Source organism: Bradyrhizobium sp. MI1.4, assembly GCF_055811315.1.
On record NZ_JBVVPP010000053.1, the window covers coordinates 31,821 to 52,912 of the forward strand.

General features: G+C 63.7%; 18 protein-coding genes and 1 pseudogene. 11 read left to right on the forward strand and 8 right to left on the reverse strand.

The genetic code is table 11. The features are described from left to right. Positions 1-90 precede the first annotated feature (90 nt). Together ahcY and AC0L23_RS33385 are read left to right on the forward strand one after the other, a co-directional pair. Complete coding sequence (gene ahcY / locus AC0L23_RS33380; protein ID WP_007601979.1) at positions 91-1,512, forward strand: adenosylhomocysteinase; 1,422 nt, start codon at positions 91-93, stop codon at positions 1,510-1,512. Positions 1,513-1,669: 157 nt separating this feature from the next. Further along, positions 1,670-3,130: a flavin-containing monooxygenase gene (locus AC0L23_RS33385; RefSeq protein WP_473357949.1), complete on the forward strand. Its 1,461-nt coding sequence runs from the start codon at positions 1,670-1,672 to the stop codon at positions 3,128-3,130. Between the two features lie 19 nt (positions 3,131-3,149). On the opposite strand, the gene AC0L23_RS33390 is transcribed toward AC0L23_RS33385, so the two are convergent. Then, positions 3,150-4,385: a YbfB/YjiJ family MFS transporter gene (locus tag AC0L23_RS33390; protein ID WP_473357950.1), complete on the reverse strand. Its 1,236-nt coding sequence runs from the start codon at positions 4,383-4,385 to the stop codon at positions 3,150-3,152. Positions 4,386-4,414: 29 nt separating this feature from the next. Continuing rightward, positions 4,415-5,125 carry an SDR family NAD(P)-dependent oxidoreductase gene (locus AC0L23_RS33395; RefSeq protein WP_085394527.1) on the reverse strand — a complete coding sequence of 237 codons (711 nt, stop codon included), beginning with the start codon at positions 5,123-5,125 and terminating at the stop codon, positions 4,415-4,417. A 214-nt stretch (positions 5,126-5,339) separates the two neighbouring features. Between AC0L23_RS33395 and AC0L23_RS33400 the strand changes: the two genes are divergently transcribed. The 3 genes and pseudogenes from AC0L23_RS33400 to AC0L23_RS33410 all read left to right on the forward strand — a co-directional run bounded on the left by AC0L23_RS33400 (position 5,340) and on the right by AC0L23_RS33410 (position 7,626). Then, the gene (locus AC0L23_RS33400; RefSeq protein ID WP_247453177.1) at positions 5,340-6,263 is read left to right on the forward strand and encodes a LysR family transcriptional regulator; all 924 of its coding nucleotides are present in this window, start codon (positions 5,340-5,342) and stop codon (positions 6,261-6,263) included. Between the two features lie 146 nt (positions 6,264-6,409). Further along, complete coding sequence (locus tag AC0L23_RS33405) at positions 6,410-6,565, forward strand: hypothetical protein (RefSeq protein WP_007612486.1); 156 nt, start codon at positions 6,410-6,412, stop codon at positions 6,563-6,565. Between the two features lie 134 nt (positions 6,566-6,699). Beyond that, a pseudogene (locus tag AC0L23_RS33410) lies at positions 6,700-7,626 on the forward strand (aspartyl/asparaginyl beta-hydroxylase domain-containing protein). Between the two features lie 6 nt (positions 7,627-7,632). On the opposite strand, the gene AC0L23_RS33415 reads toward AC0L23_RS33410, so the two are convergent. Further along, positions 7,633-8,175: a periplasmic heavy metal sensor gene (locus AC0L23_RS33415; protein WP_473357951.1), complete on the reverse strand. Its 543-nt coding sequence runs from the start codon at positions 8,173-8,175 to the stop codon at positions 7,633-7,635. Between the two features lie 131 nt (positions 8,176-8,306). Between AC0L23_RS33415 and AC0L23_RS33420 the strand changes: the two genes are divergently transcribed. Both AC0L23_RS33420 and AC0L23_RS33425 read left to right on the forward strand, forming a co-directional pair. Then, positions 8,307-8,765 carry a YybH family protein gene (locus AC0L23_RS33420; protein WP_473357958.1) on the forward strand — a complete coding sequence of 153 codons (459 nt, stop codon included), beginning with the start codon at positions 8,307-8,309 and terminating at the stop codon, positions 8,763-8,765. Between the two features lie 140 nt (positions 8,766-8,905). After that, entirely contained in the window at positions 8,906-10,246 is a 1,341-nt protein-coding gene (locus tag AC0L23_RS33425) for an MFS transporter (protein WP_473357952.1), read from the forward strand. A 63-nt stretch (positions 10,247-10,309) separates the two neighbouring features. Here AC0L23_RS33425 and AC0L23_RS33430 read toward each other — a convergent pair whose 3' ends face one another. The 3 genes from AC0L23_RS33430 to galE form a co-directional block, all read right to left on the reverse strand. Further along, positions 10,310-11,011 (reverse strand): fumarylacetoacetate hydrolase family protein, encoded by a 702-nt coding sequence (locus AC0L23_RS33430; protein WP_085383345.1) that lies wholly within the window; start codon positions 11,009-11,011, stop codon positions 10,310-10,312. Between the two features lie 35 nt (positions 11,012-11,046). Beyond that, positions 11,047-12,849, reverse strand: coding sequence for an ABC transporter ATP-binding protein (locus AC0L23_RS33435; RefSeq protein ID WP_085359928.1), 1,803 nt, complete (start codon positions 12,847-12,849; stop codon positions 11,047-11,049). A gap of 118 nt (positions 12,850-12,967) precedes the next feature. Beyond that, entirely contained in the window at positions 12,968-13,981 is a 1,014-nt protein-coding gene (gene galE / locus AC0L23_RS33440) for a UDP-glucose 4-epimerase GalE (protein ID WP_085348707.1), read from the reverse strand. A 125-nt stretch (positions 13,982-14,106) separates the two neighbouring features. Between galE and AC0L23_RS33445 the strand changes: the two genes are divergently transcribed. Continuing rightward, a complete protein-coding gene (locus tag AC0L23_RS33445; RefSeq protein ID WP_473357953.1) occupies positions 14,107-15,144 on the forward strand; it encodes a glycosyltransferase family 4 protein in 1,038 nt (345 codons plus the stop codon). Positions 15,145-15,364: 220 nt separating this feature from the next. On the opposite strand, the gene AC0L23_RS33450 is transcribed toward AC0L23_RS33445, so the two are convergent. Together AC0L23_RS33450 and waaF are read right to left on the reverse strand one after the other, a co-directional pair. Further along, on the reverse strand, positions 15,365-15,895 hold the full coding sequence (locus AC0L23_RS33450; RefSeq protein ID WP_247297108.1) for a D-glycero-alpha-D-manno-heptose-1,7-bisphosphate 7-phosphatase: 531 nt from the start codon (positions 15,893-15,895) through the stop codon (positions 15,365-15,367). After that, positions 15,888-16,958, reverse strand: coding sequence for a lipopolysaccharide heptosyltransferase II (gene waaF / locus AC0L23_RS33455; protein ID WP_473357954.1), 1,071 nt, complete (start codon positions 16,956-16,958; stop codon positions 15,888-15,890). Before waaF ends, AC0L23_RS33450 begins: the two co-directional genes overlap by 8 nt. Positions 16,959-17,130: 172 nt before the next feature. Here waaF and rfaD point away from each other — a divergent pair, with 172 nt between their 5' ends. From rfaD to AC0L23_RS33470, 3 genes are read left to right on the forward strand one after another with little or no spacing between them, the layout of a single operon-like run. Next, the gene (gene rfaD / locus AC0L23_RS33460) at positions 17,131-18,111 is read left to right on the forward strand and encodes an ADP-glyceromanno-heptose 6-epimerase (protein ID WP_473357955.1); all 981 of its coding nucleotides are present in this window, start codon (positions 17,131-17,133) and stop codon (positions 18,109-18,111) included. 11 nt (positions 18,112-18,122) lie between these two features. Beyond that, positions 18,123-19,607, forward strand: a complete 1,485-nt coding sequence (gene rfaE1, locus AC0L23_RS33465; RefSeq protein WP_473357956.1) for a D-glycero-beta-D-manno-heptose-7-phosphate kinase — start codon at positions 18,123-18,125, stop codon at positions 19,605-19,607. Beyond that, positions 19,604-20,920 (forward strand): O-antigen ligase family protein, encoded by a 1,317-nt coding sequence (locus tag AC0L23_RS33470; protein WP_473357957.1) that lies wholly within the window; start codon positions 19,604-19,606, stop codon positions 20,918-20,920. The genes rfaE1 and AC0L23_RS33470 overlap by 4 nt, the downstream gene beginning before the upstream one ends. Positions 20,921-21,092: the final 172 nt, after the last annotated feature.

The following is a 21,092-nucleotide window of genomic DNA, read 5'->3' on the forward strand; positions in this document are numbered from 1 at the left end:
ACCCGGAATTCCTAATCCGTCGCCTCGAAATTCCGGGCTCGCCGCTCCAGGGTGACCCGGGATGACCAATTCAACAACAGGACGCCCGCAATGAACGCGAAGCCCGGCTTCACCGATTACATCGTCAAGGACATTTCGCTGGCCGATTTCGGCCGCAAGGAGCTCTCGCTCGCCGAGACCGAGATGCCCGGCCTGATGGCCACCCGCGAGGAGTACGGCCCGAAGCAGCCGCTGAAGGGCGCGCGTATCGCGGGCTCGCTGCACATGACGATCCAGACCGGCGTGCTGATCGAGACGCTGGCCGCGCTCGGCGCCGACATCCGCTGGGTCTCCTGCAACATCTATTCGACGCAGGACCACGCCGCGGCGGCGATCGCAGCCGCCGGCATTCCGGTGTTCGCCGTCAAGGGTGAGAGCCTTACCGAGTACTGGGACTACACCGCCAAGCTGTTCGACTGGCACGGCGGCGGTCACCCGAACATGATCCTCGACGACGGCGGCGACGCCACCATGTACGTCCATCTCGGCCTGCGCGCCGAGAACGGCGACACCAAGTTCCTGGACAAGCCGGGTTCGGAAGAAGAGGAAGTCTTCTTCGCGCTTCTGAAGAAGCAGCTCAAGGAGAAGCCGAAGGGCTACTTCGCCGAGATCGCCAAGAGCATCAAGGGCGTTTCCGAAGAAACCACCACGGGCGTGCATCGTCTCTACGACATGCAGAAGGCCGGCACGTTGCTATGGCCCGCCATCAACGTCAACGACAGCGTCACCAAGTCGAAGTTCGACAACCTCTATGGCTGCCGTGAATCGCTGGTCGACGGCATTCGCCGCGGCACCGACGTGATGATGTCCGGCAAGGTTGCGATGGTCGCGGGCTTCGGCGACGTCGGCAAGGGTTCGGCCGCCTCGCTGCGCCAGGCCGGCTGCCGCGTCATGGTCTCCGAAGTCGATCCGATCTGCGCGCTGCAGGCGGCGATGGAAGGCTATGAAGTCGTGACCATGGAAGACGCCGCGCCCCGCGCCGACATCTTCGTCACCGCGACCGGCAACAAGGACATCATCACGATCGAGCACATGCGCGCAATGAAGGATCGCGCCATCGTCTGCAACATCGGTCACTTCGACAATGAGATCCAGATCGCGGGTCTGCGTAACCTGAAATGGACCAACATCAAGCCGCAGGTCGACGAGATCGAATTCCCCGACAAGCATCGCATCATCATGCTGTCGGAAGGCCGCCTCGTGAACCTCGGCAACGCGATGGGCCATCCGTCCTTCGTGATGTCGGCCTCCTTCACCAACCAGACGCTGGCGCAGATCGAGCTTTTCGCCAACAACAAGGACGGCAAGTACAAGAAGGAAGTCTACGTGCTGCCGAAGTCCCTCGACGAAAAAGTCGCGCGCCTGCACCTCGCCAAGATCGGCGTCAAGCTCACCGAACTGCGCAAGGACCAGGCCGATTACATCGGTGTCAAGCAGGAAGGTCCGTACAAGTCGGACCATTACCGCTACTGATCCGCTGATCGTATCTATTTTCGATGCAAAGCCCCGGAGCGATCCGGGGCTTTGTTGTCTTGAGCGTGACGCACGCGTCTCCCCGAGGTTGTGTCAGGCCGATTGCCATTGACGAGCAATGATCCCGGTCAGACAATCCTTGGCAGCGGAGGAAACAATGGCTCAAGACCATTTCGACGTGCTGATCGTCGGTGCCGGCCTGTCCGGGATCGGCGCGGGCTATTATCTTCAGACCAAATGTCCGACCAAGAGCTACGTCATCCTTGAGGGACGCGACTGTATCGGCGGCACCTGGGACCTGTTTCGCTATCCCGGCGTCCGCTCCGACAGCGACATGTTCACGCTCGGCTATTCCTTCAAGCCCTGGACCGATCCGAAGGCGATCGCCGACGGCGCGCAAATTCTTAGCTACGTTCGCGAAACCGCAGCCGAGAACGGCATCGAGAAGCACATTCGCTTTCACCATCGGGTCAAGCGTGCGGCGTGGTCGACGAGTGAGGCGCGCTGGACGGTCGAGGCCGAGCGCATCACCGGCGAGGGCGTGGCACAAACCGTGCGCTTCACCTGCAATTTCCTGTTCCTGTGCTCGGGCTATTACAAATACGAGGCGGGCTACACGCCGGAGTTTCCGGGGGTCGCGGATTTCGCCGGCCGCATCGTGCATCCGCAGAAATGGACCGACGACATCGACTGCGCGGGCAAGCGCGTCGTCGTGATTGGCTCGGGCGCGACCGCGGTGACGCTGGTGCCGGAGCTCGCCAAGACGGCCGCGCAGGTCACCATGCTGCAGCGCTCGCCGACCTATGTGGTGTCGCGCCCTGCACAGGATCCCGTCGCCAACAAATTGCGGCGCAATCTGCCGACGCGGCTTGCCTATCACCTGATCCGCTGGCGCAACGTGATGTGGGGGATGTTCTTCTTCCAGCTCAGCCGGCGGCGCCCTGCGAAGGTGAAGGAGCTGATTCTCAAGGGCGTGCAGATGGCGCTCGGCCCCGACTACGACGTCGCGACCCATTTCACGCCGCGCTACAATCCGTGGGACCAGCGGCTCTGCCTCGTGCCGGATGGCGACCTGTTCAAGGCGATCCGCGAGCAGCGCGCCTCCGTAGTCACCAAAGAGATCGACACGTTCACGCACGATGGTATCCGCCTGAAAGACGGCAGCGAGCTTGCGGCGGACATCATCGTGACCGCGACGGGACTGGTGCTCCAGGTCGTCGGCGGTCTTGACATCAGTGTCGACGGCCGCGCCGCGGATTTCGCCAACACGCTGACCTACAAGGGCATGATGTATGCCGACGTGCCCAACATGGCTTCTGCGTTCGGCTACACAAACGCATCATGGACGCTGAAATGCGACCTCACCTGCGAATATGTTTGTCGGCTCATCAACTACATGGACCGGCGCAATTTCCGGCAGTGCATGCCACATAATGACGATCCCACGATCACGGCGCAGCCGTCGCTAGATTTCACCTCGGGTTATGTGCAGCGCTCGGTCGCAAAGATGCCGAAGCAAGGCTCGAAGCGGCCGTGGCGGCTCTACCAAAACTACGCGCTCGACATCGTCTCCTTGCGGTTCGGCCGGATCGACGACGGCGTGATGCAATATTCCTGATCGCGACGACCGCGGCGTTCTAAGCCTTGCGCGTGGCAAGCGGCAGGGCGAGATCAATTGCGAGTGCGAGCACCACGGCGCCGCCGCCCAGCGCGAACAAGACGAGATATTCGCCGCCGGTCTGTGCGTAGATCCAGGAGAAGCCGTAGGCCGCGGCCGCCTGGAACAGCGCAAAGCTGGTCGTGGCATGGCTCCATGTCGTGCGCTGCTGCTCGGCAGAATGTGGGACCAGCTCATGGATGCGTCCGAGCACGAGCGGTACGATGCCAGGTGTGAAGCCGCCGACCACCACGCTCGATACGATTAGCGGGAGAGGCGCGGTACTGACGGTCGGGAGCAACACGGCGGCCGCTTCGATCAGGAAGGCGGCGCGCAGCGCCGGTCCAAACCCAGCGCGGTCCCCGAGATGACCGGTGACCAGCGGGCCGACGATTGCGCCAAGGCCATAGAGCACCCAGTAGTGCGATCCCGCAACAATACCCTGGCCGAGGCCGCGCGCGACGAAATCGACGATGAAGACCATGTGCGGCACCAGCGCCACCGCGTTGAGGCCGTATTGGACGAGCAAGCCGCGAGCAGCGGGCGAAGCGTGCTTCGCCCGCTGCGATGACACGGTATCGGCCTTGGCCTCAGCGGGCCAGTTCCACCAGCTCATCAGCGTGAGCGTGCCCGCGAGCACGCCAAGACCATACCAACTCTGTTGCAAGCCTTGCTGCAGCAATAGCGGCACCAGCGTGCCGGATGCGGCGACACCGAGCCCGACGCCCGCAAAGATCACGCCGCCGACGATGCCGCGCCTCGCCGCCGAGATCTGCGGCAGAATGACGGAGGCCGCCAGTACCATGATAATTCCGCCGGTGAGCCCCGACAGGAAGCGCCAGGCGAAGAACCAGGTGAACGACACCGGGGTCGAGCTGGCAAAAAAGGAGAGGGTCGCAAGCAACATCATCGCCCGCAAGCCGCGAACGGCGCCGATGCGCGCGGCCACGGTCCGCGCCGCGAGCGCGCCGGCAAGATAGCCGACCAGGTTCGCTGCACCGAGATAGACGACGTCGGACGGGTCGAACCATTTTGCGGCGATCAGGGCCGGGATCAGCGGCGTGTAGGAAAAGCGCGCGAGGCCAAGCCCGACCAGCGATGCGGACAATCCTGCTACCGCATATCGCCAGGTTTGCTGTGAGCAAGTCTGTGATGTCGAACCCGACCGCTGATGCGATCGGGGGTGGACTTGCTGCTTGGCATCTGCGTCTGTCATATCGTCCTCGTGCGCGAAGGCGCTAGCGTTCAGTGGCCGGCGCTCTGGCCGCCGTCGACATGCAGGATTTCGCCGGTGACGAAGGAGGCGCCCTCGAGATAGAGCACGGCATCGACGATGTCGGACATCTCGCCCATATGGCCGACGGGATGCAGCGCATCGAGCTGGGCGTGCGTCGCGACGGGATGCATCGGCGACTTGATGATGCCGGGCGACACCGCGTTCACGCGGATACCACGCTTGGCATATTCGATCGCCAGTGACTTCGTCGCGGCGCTCAACCCACCCTTGCTCAGCGAGGCCAGCACAGAGGGCACGTTCGAATTGGCCTGGTCGACCAGCGTCGTCGTGATCTGGACGACATGGCCGGACCCCTGCTTTTCCATCTCGGCGATGCCAAGCTGCGTGACGTGGAAGAAACCAGCGACGTTGGTGCCCATCACCGCTGCATAGTCCTCCGCCGTATACTGCGTGAACGGCTTTGCGACGAAGATACCGGCGTTGTTGACCAGCGTGTCGACGCGGCCGAAGCGGGCGACGGCTTGCGAGACCACGCGCTCGGCGGTCTTCCGGTCGGCGATGTCGCCGGCAATGGTGAGGACATCTTCATCGCCCGACGGCTTAATGGAGCGCGCCGTCGCGACGACGCGATAGTTGCGATCGCGAAAACCCTGGACCAGGGCGGCACCGATGCCCTGCGAAGCACCGGTGATGATGGCAACCTTCTGTTCGATACCCATGATGGGCTCCTGTTGTTGGCTTTCAGAACCTGCGCCAGCAGCGGCTGGCTTAGTCGATGAGGTACGCCGCAGCGGGCCGGCTGCGAATACGCGCTGTCCGGCAGACACTCTTTCGCGGCGCGAACGAATGCCGGACCGGCCCCCGTCGGTGGTTGTCGCAGCGGGAGCGAACGCCTAGCTTGCAGTCGGAGCTCGATGGGCTGGCGGGAAACGTATGGATCGTCTGGATGCGATGAAGGTGTTTGTCCTTGCGGTGGACGAGGGCAGCCTCGCGGCCGCGGGCCGCAAGCTCGGCCGTTCGCCGGCGGCAGTCAGCCGCGCCATTGCTTTTCTGGAGCAGCGGGTCGGTGCCGAGCTGCTGCACCGGACCACACGCTCCATCAAGCTGAGCGAGGAGGGCGAGCGCTATGTCGCGGTCTGTCGCCGCGTGCTCACCGAGTTGGAGGAGGCCGACGACATCGTGGCCGGGCCGCGCACGGCCCCCCGCGGCCTGCTCACGATCACTGCGCCTGTGGTGTCGGGTGAGATGGTGCTGCGGCCGATCCTCGATGCGTTTCTCGACGCCTATCCGACCGTCTCGGCAAAACTCCTGCTGTTCGATCGCGCGGTCAATCTGATCGAGGAGGGGGTCGACGTCGCGCTTCGCATCGGTCATCTCGCGGATTCGGCAATGGTCGCGATGCGGGTCGGTGAGATCAGCCGCGTCGTGGTAGCATCACCGCGCTATCTGAAGCAGCATCCGCGCATTACCGAGCCCGGCGACCTCGCCAAGCACCAGATCGTCGCGATGGCGCACCTTCCCAATTCCTGGACCTTTGCACCGCAGGCCGGGTCGTCGGCCGCCCGCACGGTGCAGTTCACGCCGCGGCTCGTCGTCAACAGCACCTATGCGGCGGTGGCTTCGACCGTCGCCGGCCGCGGTGTGGCGCGAATGTATTCGTACCAGGTAGGCGAGCAGGTCGCGCGCGGCGAACTCGAGATCGTCCTGCCCGGCCACGAGGATCCTGAGATGCCCGCGCATTTGATCTGTCCGCAGGGCCGGCTCTCGGTGCCGAAGGTGCGGACCTTCACGGACTTTGCGGTGCCGCGGCTGAAGAAGCAGTTTGCTCGGCTCAAGAACGGCATCACCGCCCGGTGAGCCGCTGCGCGCACGGGCAATGCGTTGTTTTGCGTATACGGCGGGTCGGGTGAATCGGCCATGTTGCCCGAACGGTTAACGCCGGATTAACCGCGGAGTCCTAGCCTGTCTCGGCCGGGGTTACTTGCAAGGCCGAGGTGAGCCCAATGGAAGCCCAGAGAATCGCGGTCGACGCCGTCGTCGCGTTGACCGATTGCGACCGCGACGCCGTCATCGCGTTCATCCGCCGCCTGTATCTTGCCGGCGTCACCGACCCCAAGCGCCTGACCTTCAAGGGCCTCCAGGCCCTGTCACGGGCCTGATTCGGCTCGGTTCGGCCTCAAGTTCCCAGCCCTGATCTCCGGAGCGTGATTGCAACCCACCGGCGAATATCTTGCTGCTCGGGCCGCGTCGGGATAGATCACGTCCCCGGTTGAATCACCGGGGAACGGGGGAGATGTTAAAACAGCTTTTTGCGCCGCAACTCGTCATTCTCTATGTGCTGGCGGCATCGACGATCTACGTTCATTTCCGCGGCAAGCAGCGACTGCGCTTAGCGCGCCAGCTCGGGGACCACTCCACCTATCTCGCGCCTTACAATGTGCTGATGTACGCGGGCTCGGCGGTGCCGAACAAGCCGGTGATCCCGGTGGAGCAGTTTCCGGAGCTGAAAGCCCTCAGCGAAAATTGGGAGACCATTCGCGACGAGGCCATTCGCCTGTTCGACGAAGGCTTCATTCGCGCGGCGGCGAAGAACAACGATTGGGGCTTCTATTCGTTCTTCAAGAGCGGCTGGAAACGCTTTTACCTGAAATGGTACGATGACTTCCTGCCCTCGGCGCGCACGCTGTGCCCGAAGACGGCGGAGCTGCTCAACTCCATTCCGAGCGTGCATGGTGCGATGTTTGCGATGCTGCCGCCGGGCGGCAAGCTCGGCGCCCACCGCGATCCCTTCGCCGGTTCGCTGCGCTACCACCTCGGTCTTGTCACGCCGAAGAACAAGTGCCGCATCCTGGTCGACGGCGTCGAATGCGTCTGAAGCGACGGCGAGGCCTTTATGTTCGACGAGACCTTCATCCACAGCGCCGAGAATGCCACCGACGTCAACCGCATCATCCTGTTCTGCGACGTCGAGCGTCCGATGAAATACGGCTTCATGACCGCGATCAACCGTTGGGTCAGCCACCACATCGTCAAGGCCTCTGCAACCCAGAACGTCGACGGCGAGAGCGTCGGCCTGCTCAACAAGGTGTTCGGCAAGCTCTACGAGATCCATCTTGCGAGCCGCAAGGTCAAGGAATGGAATCGCAACGTCTACTACACGCTCAAATATTCGCTGACGGCGCTGATCCTCGGTCTCATCGTGCTGTCGGCGTTGCGGTGATCGCCTTTAGTGACGGTGCTTGTGTTCTTCGGAGCCATCAGGGCGTTGGTAACCGCGCAGCTCCGCGTATCGCTGCATTTGGCTCTGATCGAGCAAGGCAGTTGTCGACAGATGATATTTGAGGTGGCTTTCGCGGAGCAGTGCCTGGGTTTCCGAAATGGCCACGAGGGCTGCCTTGAGTGACTCCGATGTCACGACGCGGGCGGAGAAGAGGCGGTCCAACTCCGTTTCCTGCTCGACCAGCTTGTTACCTAGCGGGACCGCCTCTTGCTTCATGGCATCGAAGAGGCGCTGAACCCGGATGCGCTGATCCGCGGTCAAATCAAGCCGATCACCGAAGTCGAGAACATGGCTCGGACCGGGATATCCATTGAGCTCGGCGGCAAGTGCCAGGCCCATGCCACGTCCGACTCGCAGATCATCGATCTGCTGCTGCGACAGCGCCTTGATGGGGCGATGCTCAAGACCGGCATAGGGCTGAACGGACTGCGCGCTGGCAACGTTGCACGAGACGATAAGCGTGGCTGCAAGCAGGAGAAGGCGTCTCATGAGTCTGGCTCCATGAAATCGGCCCGGCTGGTCGATCGATCTCCACCGGTGCTCTCCACATATCTTGCTGGACGGTTCGCCTCATGGCAACAAAGATTGCCGCGATTGAGTTGCCGAACATGGAGCAGACGATGGTCTCCTTGCCGACCGCGAATACCGATATCACGCAGTTCTTTCAGCACTGGCTGGAAACCTTCGCAGGCTATGTCCGCGAGGTCGACTATGCTTCGGCGCGGCCGCTTTTCCATCCGGAAGTGCTAGCCTTCGGCACGCACAATGACGTCATTCCCGGCCTCGACCAATGGATCACCACGCAATGGGACAACGTGTGGCCGAAGACGTCCGACTTCCGTTTCATCATCGACCAGGCCTCGGTCCTGGCATCGTCCGATGGCACGATAGCGACCGTGATCGTGCCGTGGACGAGCACGGGCTATCATCCCGACGGCAGCGCGTTTCCACGCCCCGGCCGGGCCACGATGGTGTTTTCAAGACATGGCGATGGTTGGCTATGTGTGCATTCGCACATGTCGCTCAATCGGGGTGTGCCGCAGACAAGCCACGCCAATCGGCCGGTGAAGGCTTGGTAGTGCCGCCGGGCTTGTGGGTCGACTAAAGTTTTACCCTCTCATTCCAGCTCGGTTGGAACCCTTGGAACCCAATGTCGTTTTTTCAGCAACAATAACAGGTCAGACCACGCAAGCGGGGGCCTATCTGAGGATGCGCTCCCATGGCAACCCTTGATCTCGACGCCACCCGACTTACCGCCCCCGAGCATCAGCGCCAGCTTCGCCGCGCCGTGATCGCCTCCACAATCGGGACTGCGATCGAGTGGTATGACTTCTTTCTTTACAGCACCGTCACGGGTCTGGTTTTCGCAAAGCTCTTCTTTCCTCACTCGGATCCCTGGGTCGGCACGCTGGAGGCGTTTGCGATCTACGCGGTCGGATTCGCCGCGCGGCCCGTCGGCGCGGCAATCTTTGGCCATTATGGCGACCGCATCGGACGTAAATCCACGCTGATCGCGACCTTGCTCTTGATGGGACTGGCGACCGCTGCGGTGGCCGTGGTGCCGACCTATGCCAGCATCGGTATCTGGGGCGCCGTGATCCTGACCGTCCTGCGGTTCATTCAGGGCGTCGGCGTTGGCGGTGAGTGGGGCGGCTCGGTACTGATGTCGATGGAATGGGCGCGCAACGACCGATCCCGTGGATTGATCGCATCGTGGCCGCAGTTCGGTGTGCCCTGCGGGCTTTTCCTCGCCAATCTTGCCGTGCTGGTGTTCAGCCAGATGGCGGGTGATCAGTTCCTGGCATGGGGCTGGCGTATTCCCTTCGCGCTCAGCATCATCCTAGTCGGCGTGGGCCTCTATATCAGGCTCGGCATTCTCGAAACCCCGGTGTTCTCCAAGCTCGTGGCCGAACGCCAGGTCGATCGCACGCCGATGCTCACGGTGATCCGAGAATACCCGAAGGAGATTCTACTGTCTGCGTTTGCGCGCATGTCGGAGCAGGCGCCGTTCTACATCTTCACGGCCTTCGTGTTCTCCTATGGCATCGGCACCCTGCACGTATCGCGCGACTTCCTGCTGACCGCGGTGCTCTCGGCCTCGGTGCTGTCGTTCGTGTCGATCCCGCTGTGCGGACATATCTCCGATCAGATCGGCCGCAAGAACATGTACATGCTCGGCGCTGCCGTGACGGGCATCTTCGGCTTCGTCTATTTCGTTATGCTCAATACGGGGTCGCTGACCATCATCTTCTTCGCGATCATCCTGTCGCTGATTCCGCACGACATGCAGTATGGACCGCAAGCCGCCTTGATCGCCGAGAGCTTCACCGGACGCCTGCGCTATAGCGGCTCCTCGCTCGGCTATCAGCTCGCATCTGTGATCGCCGGCGGCCCCGCACCGCTGATCGCCACCTGGCTGTACGGCACGTTCCACACGGCGACCGCGATCGCAGTCTACATCGCGATTTGCGCGGTCGTGACGCTGGTGGCGACCGCGATGATGACCGATTACACCGGAAAGGACATCAACGCGGCGGGAGCGTACGAGCGACGAACTTGAATCCGCAAAAAGCCCCGGACGGGATGCCCGGGGCTTTGCTGTCCCGTGATCTCAAGCTCAGCCTTATTCCGGCTGACCGATGCTCACCTTCAGCGTACCGACGCCGTCGACGCCGCATTCGAGCTTGTCGCCGGGCTGGAGCTGCGACACGCCGGCCGGCGTGCCCGTCATGATGATGTCGCCGGCGGCGAGCTTCACCTGCTGCGAGAGCTGCCAGATGATCTCAGGCACGTTCCAGATCAGCTCGGTGAGGTCGCCCTTCTGCGCTTCCTTGCCGTTGACCGTGAGCCAGATCTTGCCCTTGGCGGGGTGGCCGATCTTGGACGCCGGCTGTACCGCGGAGCAAGGCGCTGAATAGTCGAACGACTTGCCGACCTCCCACGGACGCTCCTTCTTGCGCGAGGCGATCTGGAGGTCGCGGCGGGTTAGGTCGATGCCCACGGCATAGCCGTAGACATGGTCGAGCGCCTTGTCGGCGGGAATGTTGAGGCCGCCGCTCTTCATCGCGACGATCAACTCAACCTCGTGATGGAGATCCTTGGTCAGCGGCGGATAGGGAATGGTGGCGCCGTCGGGCACCAGCATGTCGGCGTGCTTGGCGAAGAAGAACGGGGGGGCGCGCTCGTCATTGCCCATCTCGCGGATGTGCTCGAGATAGTTGCGGCCGACGCACCAGATGCGGCGCACGGGATAACGGCCGCTTTCCCCGACGACGGGAAGCGAAGCCTGGGTCGGAAGCGGGATGACGTAGGAGGCGGCGTTCATGGTGCGATCTCGCTGCTCTTGAGGTGAAGGGAACTCTATGCGGTTGCGCTGATCGGCGCCAGAGCACCGGCGTCGTGATGTTGCAGGCGGAAGAACGAGGCGTAGCGGCCGCCGCGGCGGAGCAGCTCGTCATGCCGGCCCTGCTCGACGATCTCGCCGCCCTCGACCACCAGGATCGCATCGGCGTGCATGATGGTGTGCAGGCGGTGCGCGATCACGATGGTGGTGCGGTTCCGGCAGAGATGCTCGATCGCCTCCTGCACCTGCCGCTCGGACTCGGAATCGAGCGCGGCGGTGGCTTCGTCAAGCAGGATGATCGGCGCGTTCTTGATCAGCGCGCGCGCAACCGCGATGCGCTGGCGCTGGCCGCCGGACAGCTGCGTGCCGTGCTCGCCGACGGGCGTGTCGTAGCCGAGCGGGAAGCCCATGATGAAATCATGCGCGCAGGCTGCTTTCGCAGCATCGATGATCTGGTCTTCGGTCGCGCCCGCGCGGCCGAACGCGATGTTGCTGCGGATGGTGTCGCGGAACAGATAGACGTCCTGACCGACATAGGCGGTCTGGGCCCGCAGGGATTTGCGCGAGACCGCGCCGATCGACTGGCCGTCGATCACGATGTCGCCTTGCGTCACCTCGTAGAAGCGCAGCAGCAACCCCAGCACGGTCGATTTGCCGCCGCCAGAGGGGCCGACCAGCGCAGTGACCTTGCCGGGCTCGGCAACAAAGCTCATGCGGTTGAGGACGGTCTCACCGTTGCGATAGGAAAAGCTGACGTCGCGCAGCTCGATGCGCGCAGTCGACAGTTTCAGCGCCGGCTTGTCGTCGTCGGAATGCTCGCTCGCGGGGCTGTCGACGACTTCCAGCAGCATACGGGCGCCGACGAGCTGGCTGTTGAGGTCGATGTTGAGCCGCGCCAGCCGCTTGGCCGGCTCGGTCGCCATCAGGAAGGCGGTCATGAAGGAAAAGAACGCGCCAGGCGTGGCGTTGAGGGCGACTACGCTATAGCCGCCGTAAAGCAAACAGCCGGCGACCGCGAAGCCGCCGAGCATCTCCATCAGCGGATTGGAGCGGTTGGCGACGCGGGCCATCTTGTTGGCGTTGCGCTCGACGATCGCGATGTTCTCGTCGATGCGTGTCTGCATGGTGTCTTCGAGCGTGAATGCTTTCACCGTGCGGATGCCCTGCAGCGATTCCTGCATCGTCTCCAGGATGTCGGCGGTGCCGGTGAACTGGTTGTAGGCGAGCCCCTTGATGCGCTTGACCAGCTTGCGCAGCACCAGCATCGCCGGTGGCACGGCGACGAGGCCGATGAACGACATCACCGGATCCTGCCACACCATCACGCCGATCATGGCGAGCAACATCATGAGGTCGCGCCCGACCGCATTGACCAGCAGGTTGAGGACATCGGTGATGGACTTGGCGCCGGCCGTCAGCCGCGCCAGGAATTCCGACGAATGCCGCTCGGAGAAGAATCCGACGCTCTCGCGCATCAACTTGGCGAACAGCTGGCGCTGGTTGGTGGCGAGGATGGCGTTGGAGATCTTGGTCAGGATCACCATGTGACCGTAGGTCGCCACGCCCTTGATGAAGAGCAGGATCACGGTGATGCCCGAGAACATCGCGATGCCCGGGATGTTCTTGTCGACATAGGCCTGGTTGATGACCTGGCCGAGCACGTAGGTCGCGCCCGCGGTCGATCCGGCGGCAAGCGCCATCAGCGCGAAGGCGACGAGGTAGCGCCGCCAGTAGATGATGCCCTGTTCTGTGACCAGGCGGCGAATCAGCACCGCTGCCGCATAGGGATCGTCGGTGATTTTCTTTGGAAACTGAGCCATCCGCAGTCCATTGACGGCACAGGAATAAGCCTGCCCGCGCGTCAGGGATCGAACGGCCTCTGTGCCCGCTAAGCCAGCGCTTTTCAAGCCCAATTAAGGGCTTGCGCTCGGATGGAATCTAGGCCGAGGCGGCCTGGCGGAGCTCGCCGTGACGCTCGCGGAACAGCTTGTCCTCCCAAGCCAGCGCATGGGCTGCGATGGTCTCGAGGTCGTCGTATTGCGGCTTCCAGTCGAGCAGGCCGCGGATGCGGCTGGTGTCGGCGACCATGGTCATGATGTCGCCGGGCCGGCGCGGGGCGTATTGCACGGCGAAGCTGCGGCCCGAGACACGGCGCACCGCGTCGATGGTCTCCAGCACCGAGTAGCCGCGGCCATAGCCGCAATTGAGCGTCGTCGAGGCGCCGCCGTTGCGCAGGTAGGCGAGCGCCGAGCGATGCGCCTGCGACAGGTCCGTGACGTGGATGAAATCGCGGATGCAGCTGCCGTCCTGGGTCGGATAGTCGGTGCCGAACACGTCGATCTTGGCGCGCTGGCCGGTCGCGGCTTCCACCGCGATCTTGAGCAGATGCGTGGCGCCAGCGGTGGCAAGGCCGATGCGGGCCTGCGGATCGGCACCCGCAACGTTGAAATAGCGCAGGGTCACGTATTGCATGCCGTAGGCGGCGGCGACGTCGTGCAGCATGATCTCGGTCATCAGCTTCGACGAGCCGTAAGGCGACAGTGGCCGCGTCGGCGCATGCTCGGGCACCGGCACCTGGTCCGGATCGCCATAGACCGCCGCGGTCGAGGAGAAGATGAAGCGGTCGATGCCGCGCTTGACCGCGACGTTGAGCAGGTTCCGCGCCGTCGTGAAATTGTTGCGGTAGTAGCCGAGCGGATCGCGCATCGAATCCGGCACGACGACCGAGCCTGCGAAATGGATGATGCTCTCGATGTTGTGCTGGGCGATCACGCCTTCGAGCAGGTTCTCGTCGCCGGCATCGCCAATGAACAGCGGCACGCCTTCGGGCAGATAGGCCGAGAAGCCAGTCGAGAGATCGTCGATCACGACGACGTCCTCGCCGGCTTCCGCCAGCGCCAGAACCGTGTGGCTTCCGATATAGCCGGCACCGCCGGTGACAAGCACAGTCATGATCTCACCCGTCTTCGATCAACGCTCCAAGCTAACGTTTACGTGGTGAAGAGTGGGTATCGGCGCGGCTGAACTGGTCACTATGCTTAATGTTGCGTATAGGGACTTTCGAAACGGAGCGTGGCGTGGCGAATTCCCCAAGCGATCTCGAAGTGATCGTGCCAAATCTGCACAGGCGCTATTCCGGGGTCACCGCGACCAACCGGATGGTGGCGCCGCGGCTGGCGAAGCTGTTTCGCGCCGCGTGGTTCGGCTCCGACGCGCCGGAGGGGATCGCGCGCCTGAACTGTGCCGATCTCCTGAGATTGTGGCGCCGCAAGGCGCCGCTGATCTGGCACGCGCGCCGCAACAACGAGATGATCGCGGGTGTGCTGTTGCGCGCGCTCGGCTGGCCGCTCAAGCTCGTCTTCACCTCGGCGGCACAGCGCCATCATAGCTGGATCACGCGCTGGCTGATCCGGCGCATGGACACGATCATCGCGACATCAGATCTTTCGGCCTCGTTCCTGAAGGTGAAGGCGACGGTGATTCCGCATGGCGTCGACACCGCCGTCTATGCGCCGCCGCTCGACCGCACTGCTGCCTTCGCGGAAACCGCGTTGCCGGGCCGCTACGCGATCGGCTGCTTCGGCCGGGTACGCGCGCAGAAGGGCACCGATGTGTTCGTCGATGCGATGTGCCGCTTGCTGCCGCGCTATCCGGATTTCACCGCAGTCATCGTCGGCCAGGTCACACCCGAGCAAGCTGTTTTTGCAAACGACCTGAAGAAGCGGATCGAGGCCGCCGGCCTGCAATCGCGCATCGTCATCACTGGCGAACTGCCGATCGAAGACGTGCAGCGCTGGTATCAGCGGCTGACGATCTACGCCTTCACCTCGCGCAACGAAGGTTTTGGCCTGACCTTGATCGAGGCGATGGCGGCCGGCAGCGCGCTGGTCGCCGCGCGCGCCGGGGCGGCCGAACTCGTGGTCGAGGATGGCGTGACCGGCGTGCTGATCCCGACCGGTGATGCGGACGCGCTGGCTGCAGCGGTCGAACCGCTGATGCGTGACGTGGCCGCCGCAATCGCTATGGGCGAGCGCGGGCGGGCACGGGTGCTCGCGCAATTCAGCCTCGATGCCGAAGCAGCCCGGATCGGTGAGGTCTATCGTCCACTGCTCTGAGCGAGCGGAGAAAACATCCCCATGCACTAGCCGGGCAGCGGAATCAATGGCTTGGCGGCCTGCGCAATGCAAATGCGGATTTACGAACTTGTTTGAGCCGTCGGACGAGACATTGCAAGTAGATGGCATTGCACATTGTGCGCGAACCGCCGGGATACACTCCGGCACGGCATTCGTTGACGTTCTTTCTCGACTCGATGTCCCGCCGGATCGCCGGGGTCTACGGTCGCTTGGTCCGGGCGAGCACCTCGGTCACGAACGCGTCGAGGTCGCCGCCCGGAAAGAGAAAGCCCGGCAGTCCGAGCGGCTTGCCGGCCTCGATGTCCCGGGCCTGATCTCCGATTACGAAGCTACCGTCGAGTTGCACCGGCCAGTGCTGGACGAGATCGCGCAACATACCGGGTGCGGGCTTGCGCCAATCATGCTCTCCGATGTAGCCGGCGACCGTTCCTTGCGGATGGTATGGACAGAAGCGGATGTCATCGATCCGCGCGCTCTCACGGGCGAGCTCGTCGCACATCCAGCCGTGCAGCCGGTTCACTTCAGCTTCGGTGAAGAGGCCGCGCGCGACGCCGGACTGGTTGGTGAAGACGAATACCCAATAGCCGGCCTCGTTGAGGCGGCGAATGGCCCTAGCAACGTTAGGCATCCAGCGGATGCGGTCTTGCGTGCCGATATAGCCATCATCACGGTTGATGACGCCGTCGCGATCGAGGAATGCGGCAGGCTTCGCCGCGCGGCCGTCAGACATTTCCAAGTCCCTGCGTCCTCGCCAGCACGTCTCTTGCGATCTCGACCACATCTTGCGCCGCGATATCTCGCATGCAGCGGTGGTTGTTCATCTTGCAGATCGTGCTCTGGCACGGTTGACAGGAGAGCACGCTCTTGTCCTGCACCACGGTCGCGGCGAGGCCGTTGAGGGGAGCCCAGAGATAGGGGCTGGTCGGGCCGAAGATGCCCATGGTCGGCGTGCCCAGGGCGGCTGCGATGTGCATCAGCCCGGAATCGTTGGAGATCGCGACGCCGGCCGCAGCCATGGCCAGCACGCCGTTGCGCAGATCATTGCCGGTGAGGTCCCGGACCTCCGGGCCGCCGGCCGCGACGATCTCCTGGGCCAGGCCCTTTTCCCCGGGGCCGCCGACAACCCAGACCTCGAGGCCGCGCTCGACAAGCAAGCGGGCGGCCTCGGGATAGTAGGTCCAGCGCTTTGACACCCCGACCGAGCCGGGGGCGAGCGCTACGGCAGCGCCTGCCCTGAGGCCGTTGGCCTGCCGCCAGCGGACGATGTCCTCAGCCGGAACCCGCAACTGCGGCACCGGCCATTCCGGCGGCAGCGGGGCGCCATCGGGCTGGGCGAGCGCGGCGTTCTTGTCGATGAAGCGGGGCAGCTTCTTTTCGCCCCAGCGCCAGCGATTGAGCAGGACGAATCGGAACTCGCCGACGAAGCCGACCCTTTCCGGAATCCCCGCCAAAGCGGGCGCAATGGCGGCCTTCCAGGTCCGGGGCAGCACCAGGGCGGTGCCGTAGTTCCGCTCGCGCAGGAGCTTCGCCAGGCCGAGCTGGCGGCCCACGGCGAGTCGCCCGCGCGGCAGGTCCCAGACGATCGCTTCGCGCACGCCCGGCATGTAATCGACCAAGGGCGCGCATAGGGAGGTCGTGAGCAGATCGACCGGCCGGTTCGGCCAGCGCTCATTCAGGACCCGCACGACGGTGTGATTCCGGACGAAATCGCCGATCCACATGTAGGGGACGATCAGGATCGGGCGCGTGTCGCCCCGATCTGCCTCGCCACTAAGCTGCGAATCTTGGTTCATTCTTGATACGGCCGGGGTACGCTGATGTGGCGGTTCGGTTAGCCGCTCCGGGCCGGCAGGTAAAGCCGGCTGAGTGGCAATCCCAAAACCGCTTACACTTTGGCGGATCATGCGCTAGGGCAGAACCGGGCCGCAAAACTTCGGGCAGGCGGAATCTGGCAGGGAAGTTGGAATGTTGCTGGTGACCGGCGGGGCCGGTTTTATCGGATCGAATGTCGTCGCCGCGCTGAACGAGGCCGGCCGCAGCGACGTGGTCGTCTGCGATTTCCTTGGCAACGAGGGCAAATGGCGCAACCTCGCCAAGCGGCAGCTTTTGGATATCGTGCCGCCAGCTGAGCTGCCGGGCTGGCTGCGGGGCCGCAAGCTCGATGCCGTGATCCATCTCGGGGCGATTTCCGCGACCACCGCGACCGACGGCGACCTGGTGTTCGAGACCAATTTCCGCCTGTCGATGCGCCTCCTGGACTGGTGCACGGCGAATGCGGTGCCGTTGATCTACGCCTCCTCGGCGGCGACCTACGGCGACGGCGACGCAGGATTTGACGACGACAGCTCTGTGTCTGCACTGAAAAAACTGCGGCCGATGAACCTCTACGGCTGGAGCAAGCACCTGTTCGATCTCGCCGTCGCCGAGCGCGGCGCGAACGGCGAGAAGCTGCCGCCGCAATGGGCCGGGCTGAAGTTCTTCAACGTGTTCGGCCCCAACGAATACCACAAAGGCTCGATGATGAGCGTGCTGGCGCGCCGCTTCGACGACGTCAAAGCGGGCTGCGTCGTGCAATTGTTCAAGTCGCATCGCGAGGGCATCGCCGACGGCGATCAGCGCCGCGATTTCATCTATGTCGACGACGTCGTGCGCGTGATCATGTGGCTGCTGGCAACGCCCTCGGTGTCCGGGCTGTTCAATGTCGGCACCGGCAAGGCACGCAGCTTCAGGGACCTGATGCTGGCGGCTTATGCTGCGCTCGGCGCCAGCCCCAACATCGAATACATCGACATGCCCGAGCAGATCCGCGGCAGCTACCAGTACTTCACCCAGAGCGAGGTCGATCGCCTCCACCGCGCCGGCTACAATGGCGGTTTCACGACGCTCGAGGACGCGGTGAAGGCCTATGTCGGGGATTATCTCGACCGGCCCGACCGCTTCCGCTGAGGTCCATCACCATGCCAACGCCCATTCTCGATTTCGATGCCCTCGCGCAAGCCATCTCAGGCTGCACGGTGCTGTGCATCGGCGACATCATGCTGGACGAGTTCGTCTATGGCGAGGTGTCGCGGATATCGCCGGAGGCGCCGGCGCCTGTCATCGCGGCCCAGCGCAGCGAGATCCATATCGGCGGTGCCGGCAATGTCGCGCGCAACGTCGCCGCGCTCGGCGCGCGCTGCATCTTCGTCGGCCTCGTCGGCGAGGACGAGGCGGGCAGGCAGCTCGCCTCGACGCTTGCGGAGCAGGGCGCAATCGAAAGCGTGCTGGTGTGCGATCCCTCGCGTCCGACCACGCGAAAAGTGCGTTTCGTCTCCGAGCATTTTTCCACGCACATGCTGCGTGCGGATTGGGAGCAGGCACAGCCTGCTTCCGATACGATCGAGACCAAGCTGATCGAAGCGATCCTGCCGCAGATCGCGCGCGCCGACATCGTGCTGCTGTCCGACTACGCCAAGGGCGTGCTGACCGCCCGCGTCATCCGCCACACCATCGACGCCGCGCGAAAACTCGGCAAGCCCGTCATCGTCGATCCCAAAAGCCTGAACTGGGCGATCTATCGCGGCGCGAGGCTGCTCACGCCCAATCGCAAGGAATTCTCGGAAGCGACCCGAAGCCGCGCCGACACGCCGCAGAGCATCGTCGATGCCAGCGAGGACGTGATGCGGCTCGCCGATTGCGAAGCGATCCTGGTCACGCAAGGCGAGCACGGCATGACGCTGGTGCCGCGCAACGGCGAGGCCGTTCACGTTCCGGCGTTTCCGGTCAAGGTGCGCGACGTCTCCGGCGCCGGCGACACCGTTGCAGCGGCACTCGCGGTGTCGCTTGCCACCGGCGCGGACTGGGACACGGCGCTGCGCATGGCCAGTGCCGCGGCCGCCGTCGCCGTCGGCAAGCAGGGCACCGCCAGCGTGAGTGCGGCCGAGCTGAAGCGAAAGATATTGCCGCATGCCTATCTCGCGGCCGAGGAGAAGATCGTGCTCGAGCCCGGCGCGCTCGACGCGCAGCTCGCGGAATGGAAGAAGCAAGGCCAGCGCGTCGGCTTCACCAATGGCTGCTTCGACATCCTGCATCCCGGCCACGTCAAGGTGCTGACAGCGGCGCGCTCCGCCTGCGACCGCCTGATCGTGGGCCTGAACAGCGACGCCTCGGTACGGCGGCTGAAGGGCGCTGACCGCCCCGTTCAGGACGAGCGGGCGCGTGCGGAAGTGCTGGCGGCGCTCGAAGCCGTCGATCTCGTCGTTATTTTCGATGAGGATACGCCGATCGACCTGATCACCCGCATCAAGCCGAGCGCGCTGATCAAAGGGGGTGATTACACCCGCGAGCAGGTGGTCGGCCATGAGGTCGTCGAGGCCGCGGGCGGAACGGTGGTGCTGGTCGACATTCTCCAGGGCTTCAGCACGACGGCGCTGGTTCATCGCGCGCGGGGAGAGGGCAAGTGACGACGCTCGCCGGGGAGACGACCGGCCAGGTGCTGTGGCGGCGTCTGCGCAGTCCGGCGGCCTGGTCCGAGACGGTGGACGTGTTCGCGATCCTGACCGCGGCCTCGCTGCCCTGGTCGACCTCGCTCACGGCGATCTTCAACGCCGCGTTCCTGATCTGCATGGTGCCGTTCCTCGATCTCAAGGCATTCCTGCATTCGCTGAAACGTCCGATCTGCGCGGCGCCGATCGCGCTGTTTCTGCTTGCGGTGGCGGGGACGCTGTGGTCGGACGCAGCCTGGGGCACGCGCTTCTACGCGGTCGGTCCGACCGTCAAGCTGCTCGTGATTCCCGTCCTGCTGTATCATTTCGAGCGTTCGAAGCGCGGACACTGGGTCTTCATCGCGTTCCTCGCATCCTGCGCCTTGCTGTCGGTGATGTCCTGGCTGGTGGCCTTCTACCCCGGCCTGTCGCTGAAACCCGGTGATCCCCTCGAGCGGGGCGTCTTCGTCAAGAACTACATCGACCAGAGCCAGGAGTTCACGCTCTGCGCGATCGCGCTGGCCTATCCGGTCGTGGTCCTGCTGCGTGACAAGCGCTACTGGCTCGCCGGCCTGTTGACGGCTCTGGCGCTGAGCTTCTTCGTCAATATGGCCTTCGTGGTGGTATCCCGTACCGCGCTCGTCACCGTGCCGATCATGCTCGCCCTGTTCGCGTTGCTTCACCTGACATGGCGCAGCATCGCGATCATCTCCGCCGTCCTGCTCGCCGGAGCCGCAATCGCTTGGCTGGCCTCGCCGCAATTGCGCAAGACCGTAGACACGTTTTCGCGCGACTATCGGCTTTACACCCAGGAGAAGGTCCCGACGTCCATGGGCGAGCGACTTGTGTACTGGCAGAATTCAATCCAGTTCTTTGCGCAAGCTCCAGTGGCAGGGCACGGGACGGGGTCCGGCTATGGGCTGTTCGACAAGGTTTCCAAAGGCGACGAATGGGTCCATGGCGTCAGGGTCTTTCCGAATCCGCATAATCAGACGCTGCATGTCGCCGTGCAATGGGGCGTCATCGGCATCGCTGTCCTCTACACGATCTGGATCCTGCACCTTCTGTTGTTTCGCGGCGATGGCCTTGCAAACTGGATCGGCCTGCTGGTCGTGGTCCAGAACGTATTCACCTCGTTGTTCAACTCCCATCTGTTCGACTTCCACGAGGGCTGGATGTACGTCATCGGCGTCGGCGTTGCGGGCGGCACGGTGATCCGCGCAAAGCGGGGCGAGGCCAAGATGGGGGACGCCGTTCCTGAGCGGCCGCTGGCTAGTTTTTTGCCCCCGTAAGACGTGTGTCGGCCAAGGCTTATACTGGCAAGTCCCGTCGAGATGGGTTATCAGCGCGGTCAGTTGCAACTAACTGGGTATTCATCGGTCAGCGGATGACGCGTCTTTCGCATCTCACCTTGCGCAATTTCATGATCGCGCTCCACGACCTGCTGGCGACCACGGCGGCGCT

Coding starts and splice junctions, on each gene's coding strand:
- ahcY (WP_007601979.1), top strand. CDS start 91: ATGAACGCGAAGCCCGGCTTCACCGATTACATCGTCAAGGACATTTCG.
- AC0L23_RS33385 (WP_473357949.1), top strand. CDS start 1,670: ATGGCTCAAGACCATTTCGACGTGCTGATCGTCGGTGCCGGCCTGTCC.
- AC0L23_RS33390 (WP_473357950.1), bottom strand. CDS start 4,385: ATGACAGACGCAGATGCCAAGCAGCAAGTCCACCCCCGATCGCATCAG.
- AC0L23_RS33395 (WP_085394527.1), bottom strand. CDS start 5,125: ATGGGTATCGAACAGAAGGTTGCCATCATCACCGGTGCTTCGCAGGGC.
- AC0L23_RS33400 (WP_247453177.1), top strand. CDS start 5,340: ATGGATCGTCTGGATGCGATGAAGGTGTTTGTCCTTGCGGTGGACGAG.
- AC0L23_RS33405 (WP_007612486.1), top strand. CDS start 6,410: ATGGAAGCCCAGAGAATCGCGGTCGACGCCGTCGTCGCGTTGACCGAT.
- AC0L23_RS33415 (WP_473357951.1), bottom strand. CDS start 8,175: ATGAGACGCCTTCTCCTGCTTGCAGCCACGCTTATCGTCTCGTGCAAC.
- AC0L23_RS33420 (WP_473357958.1), top strand. CDS start 8,307: ATGGTCTCCTTGCCGACCGCGAATACCGATATCACGCAGTTCTTTCAG.
- AC0L23_RS33425 (WP_473357952.1), top strand. CDS start 8,906: ATGGCAACCCTTGATCTCGACGCCACCCGACTTACCGCCCCCGAGCAT.
- AC0L23_RS33430 (WP_085383345.1), bottom strand. CDS start 11,011: ATGAACGCCGCCTCCTACGTCATCCCGCTTCCGACCCAGGCTTCGCTT.
- AC0L23_RS33435 (WP_085359928.1), bottom strand. CDS start 12,849: ATGGCTCAGTTTCCAAAGAAAATCACCGACGATCCCTATGCGGCAGCG.
- galE (WP_085348707.1), bottom strand. CDS start 13,981: ATGACTGTGCTTGTCACCGGCGGTGCCGGCTATATCGGAAGCCACACG.
- AC0L23_RS33450 (WP_247297108.1), bottom strand. CDS start 15,895: ATGTCTGACGGCCGCGCGGCGAAGCCTGCCGCATTCCTCGATCGCGAC.
- waaF (WP_473357954.1), bottom strand. CDS start 16,958: ATGAACCAAGATTCGCAGCTTAGTGGCGAGGCAGATCGGGGCGACACG.
- rfaD (WP_473357955.1), top strand. CDS start 17,131: ATGTTGCTGGTGACCGGCGGGGCCGGTTTTATCGGATCGAATGTCGTC.
- rfaE1 (WP_473357956.1), top strand. CDS start 18,123: ATGCCAACGCCCATTCTCGATTTCGATGCCCTCGCGCAAGCCATCTCA.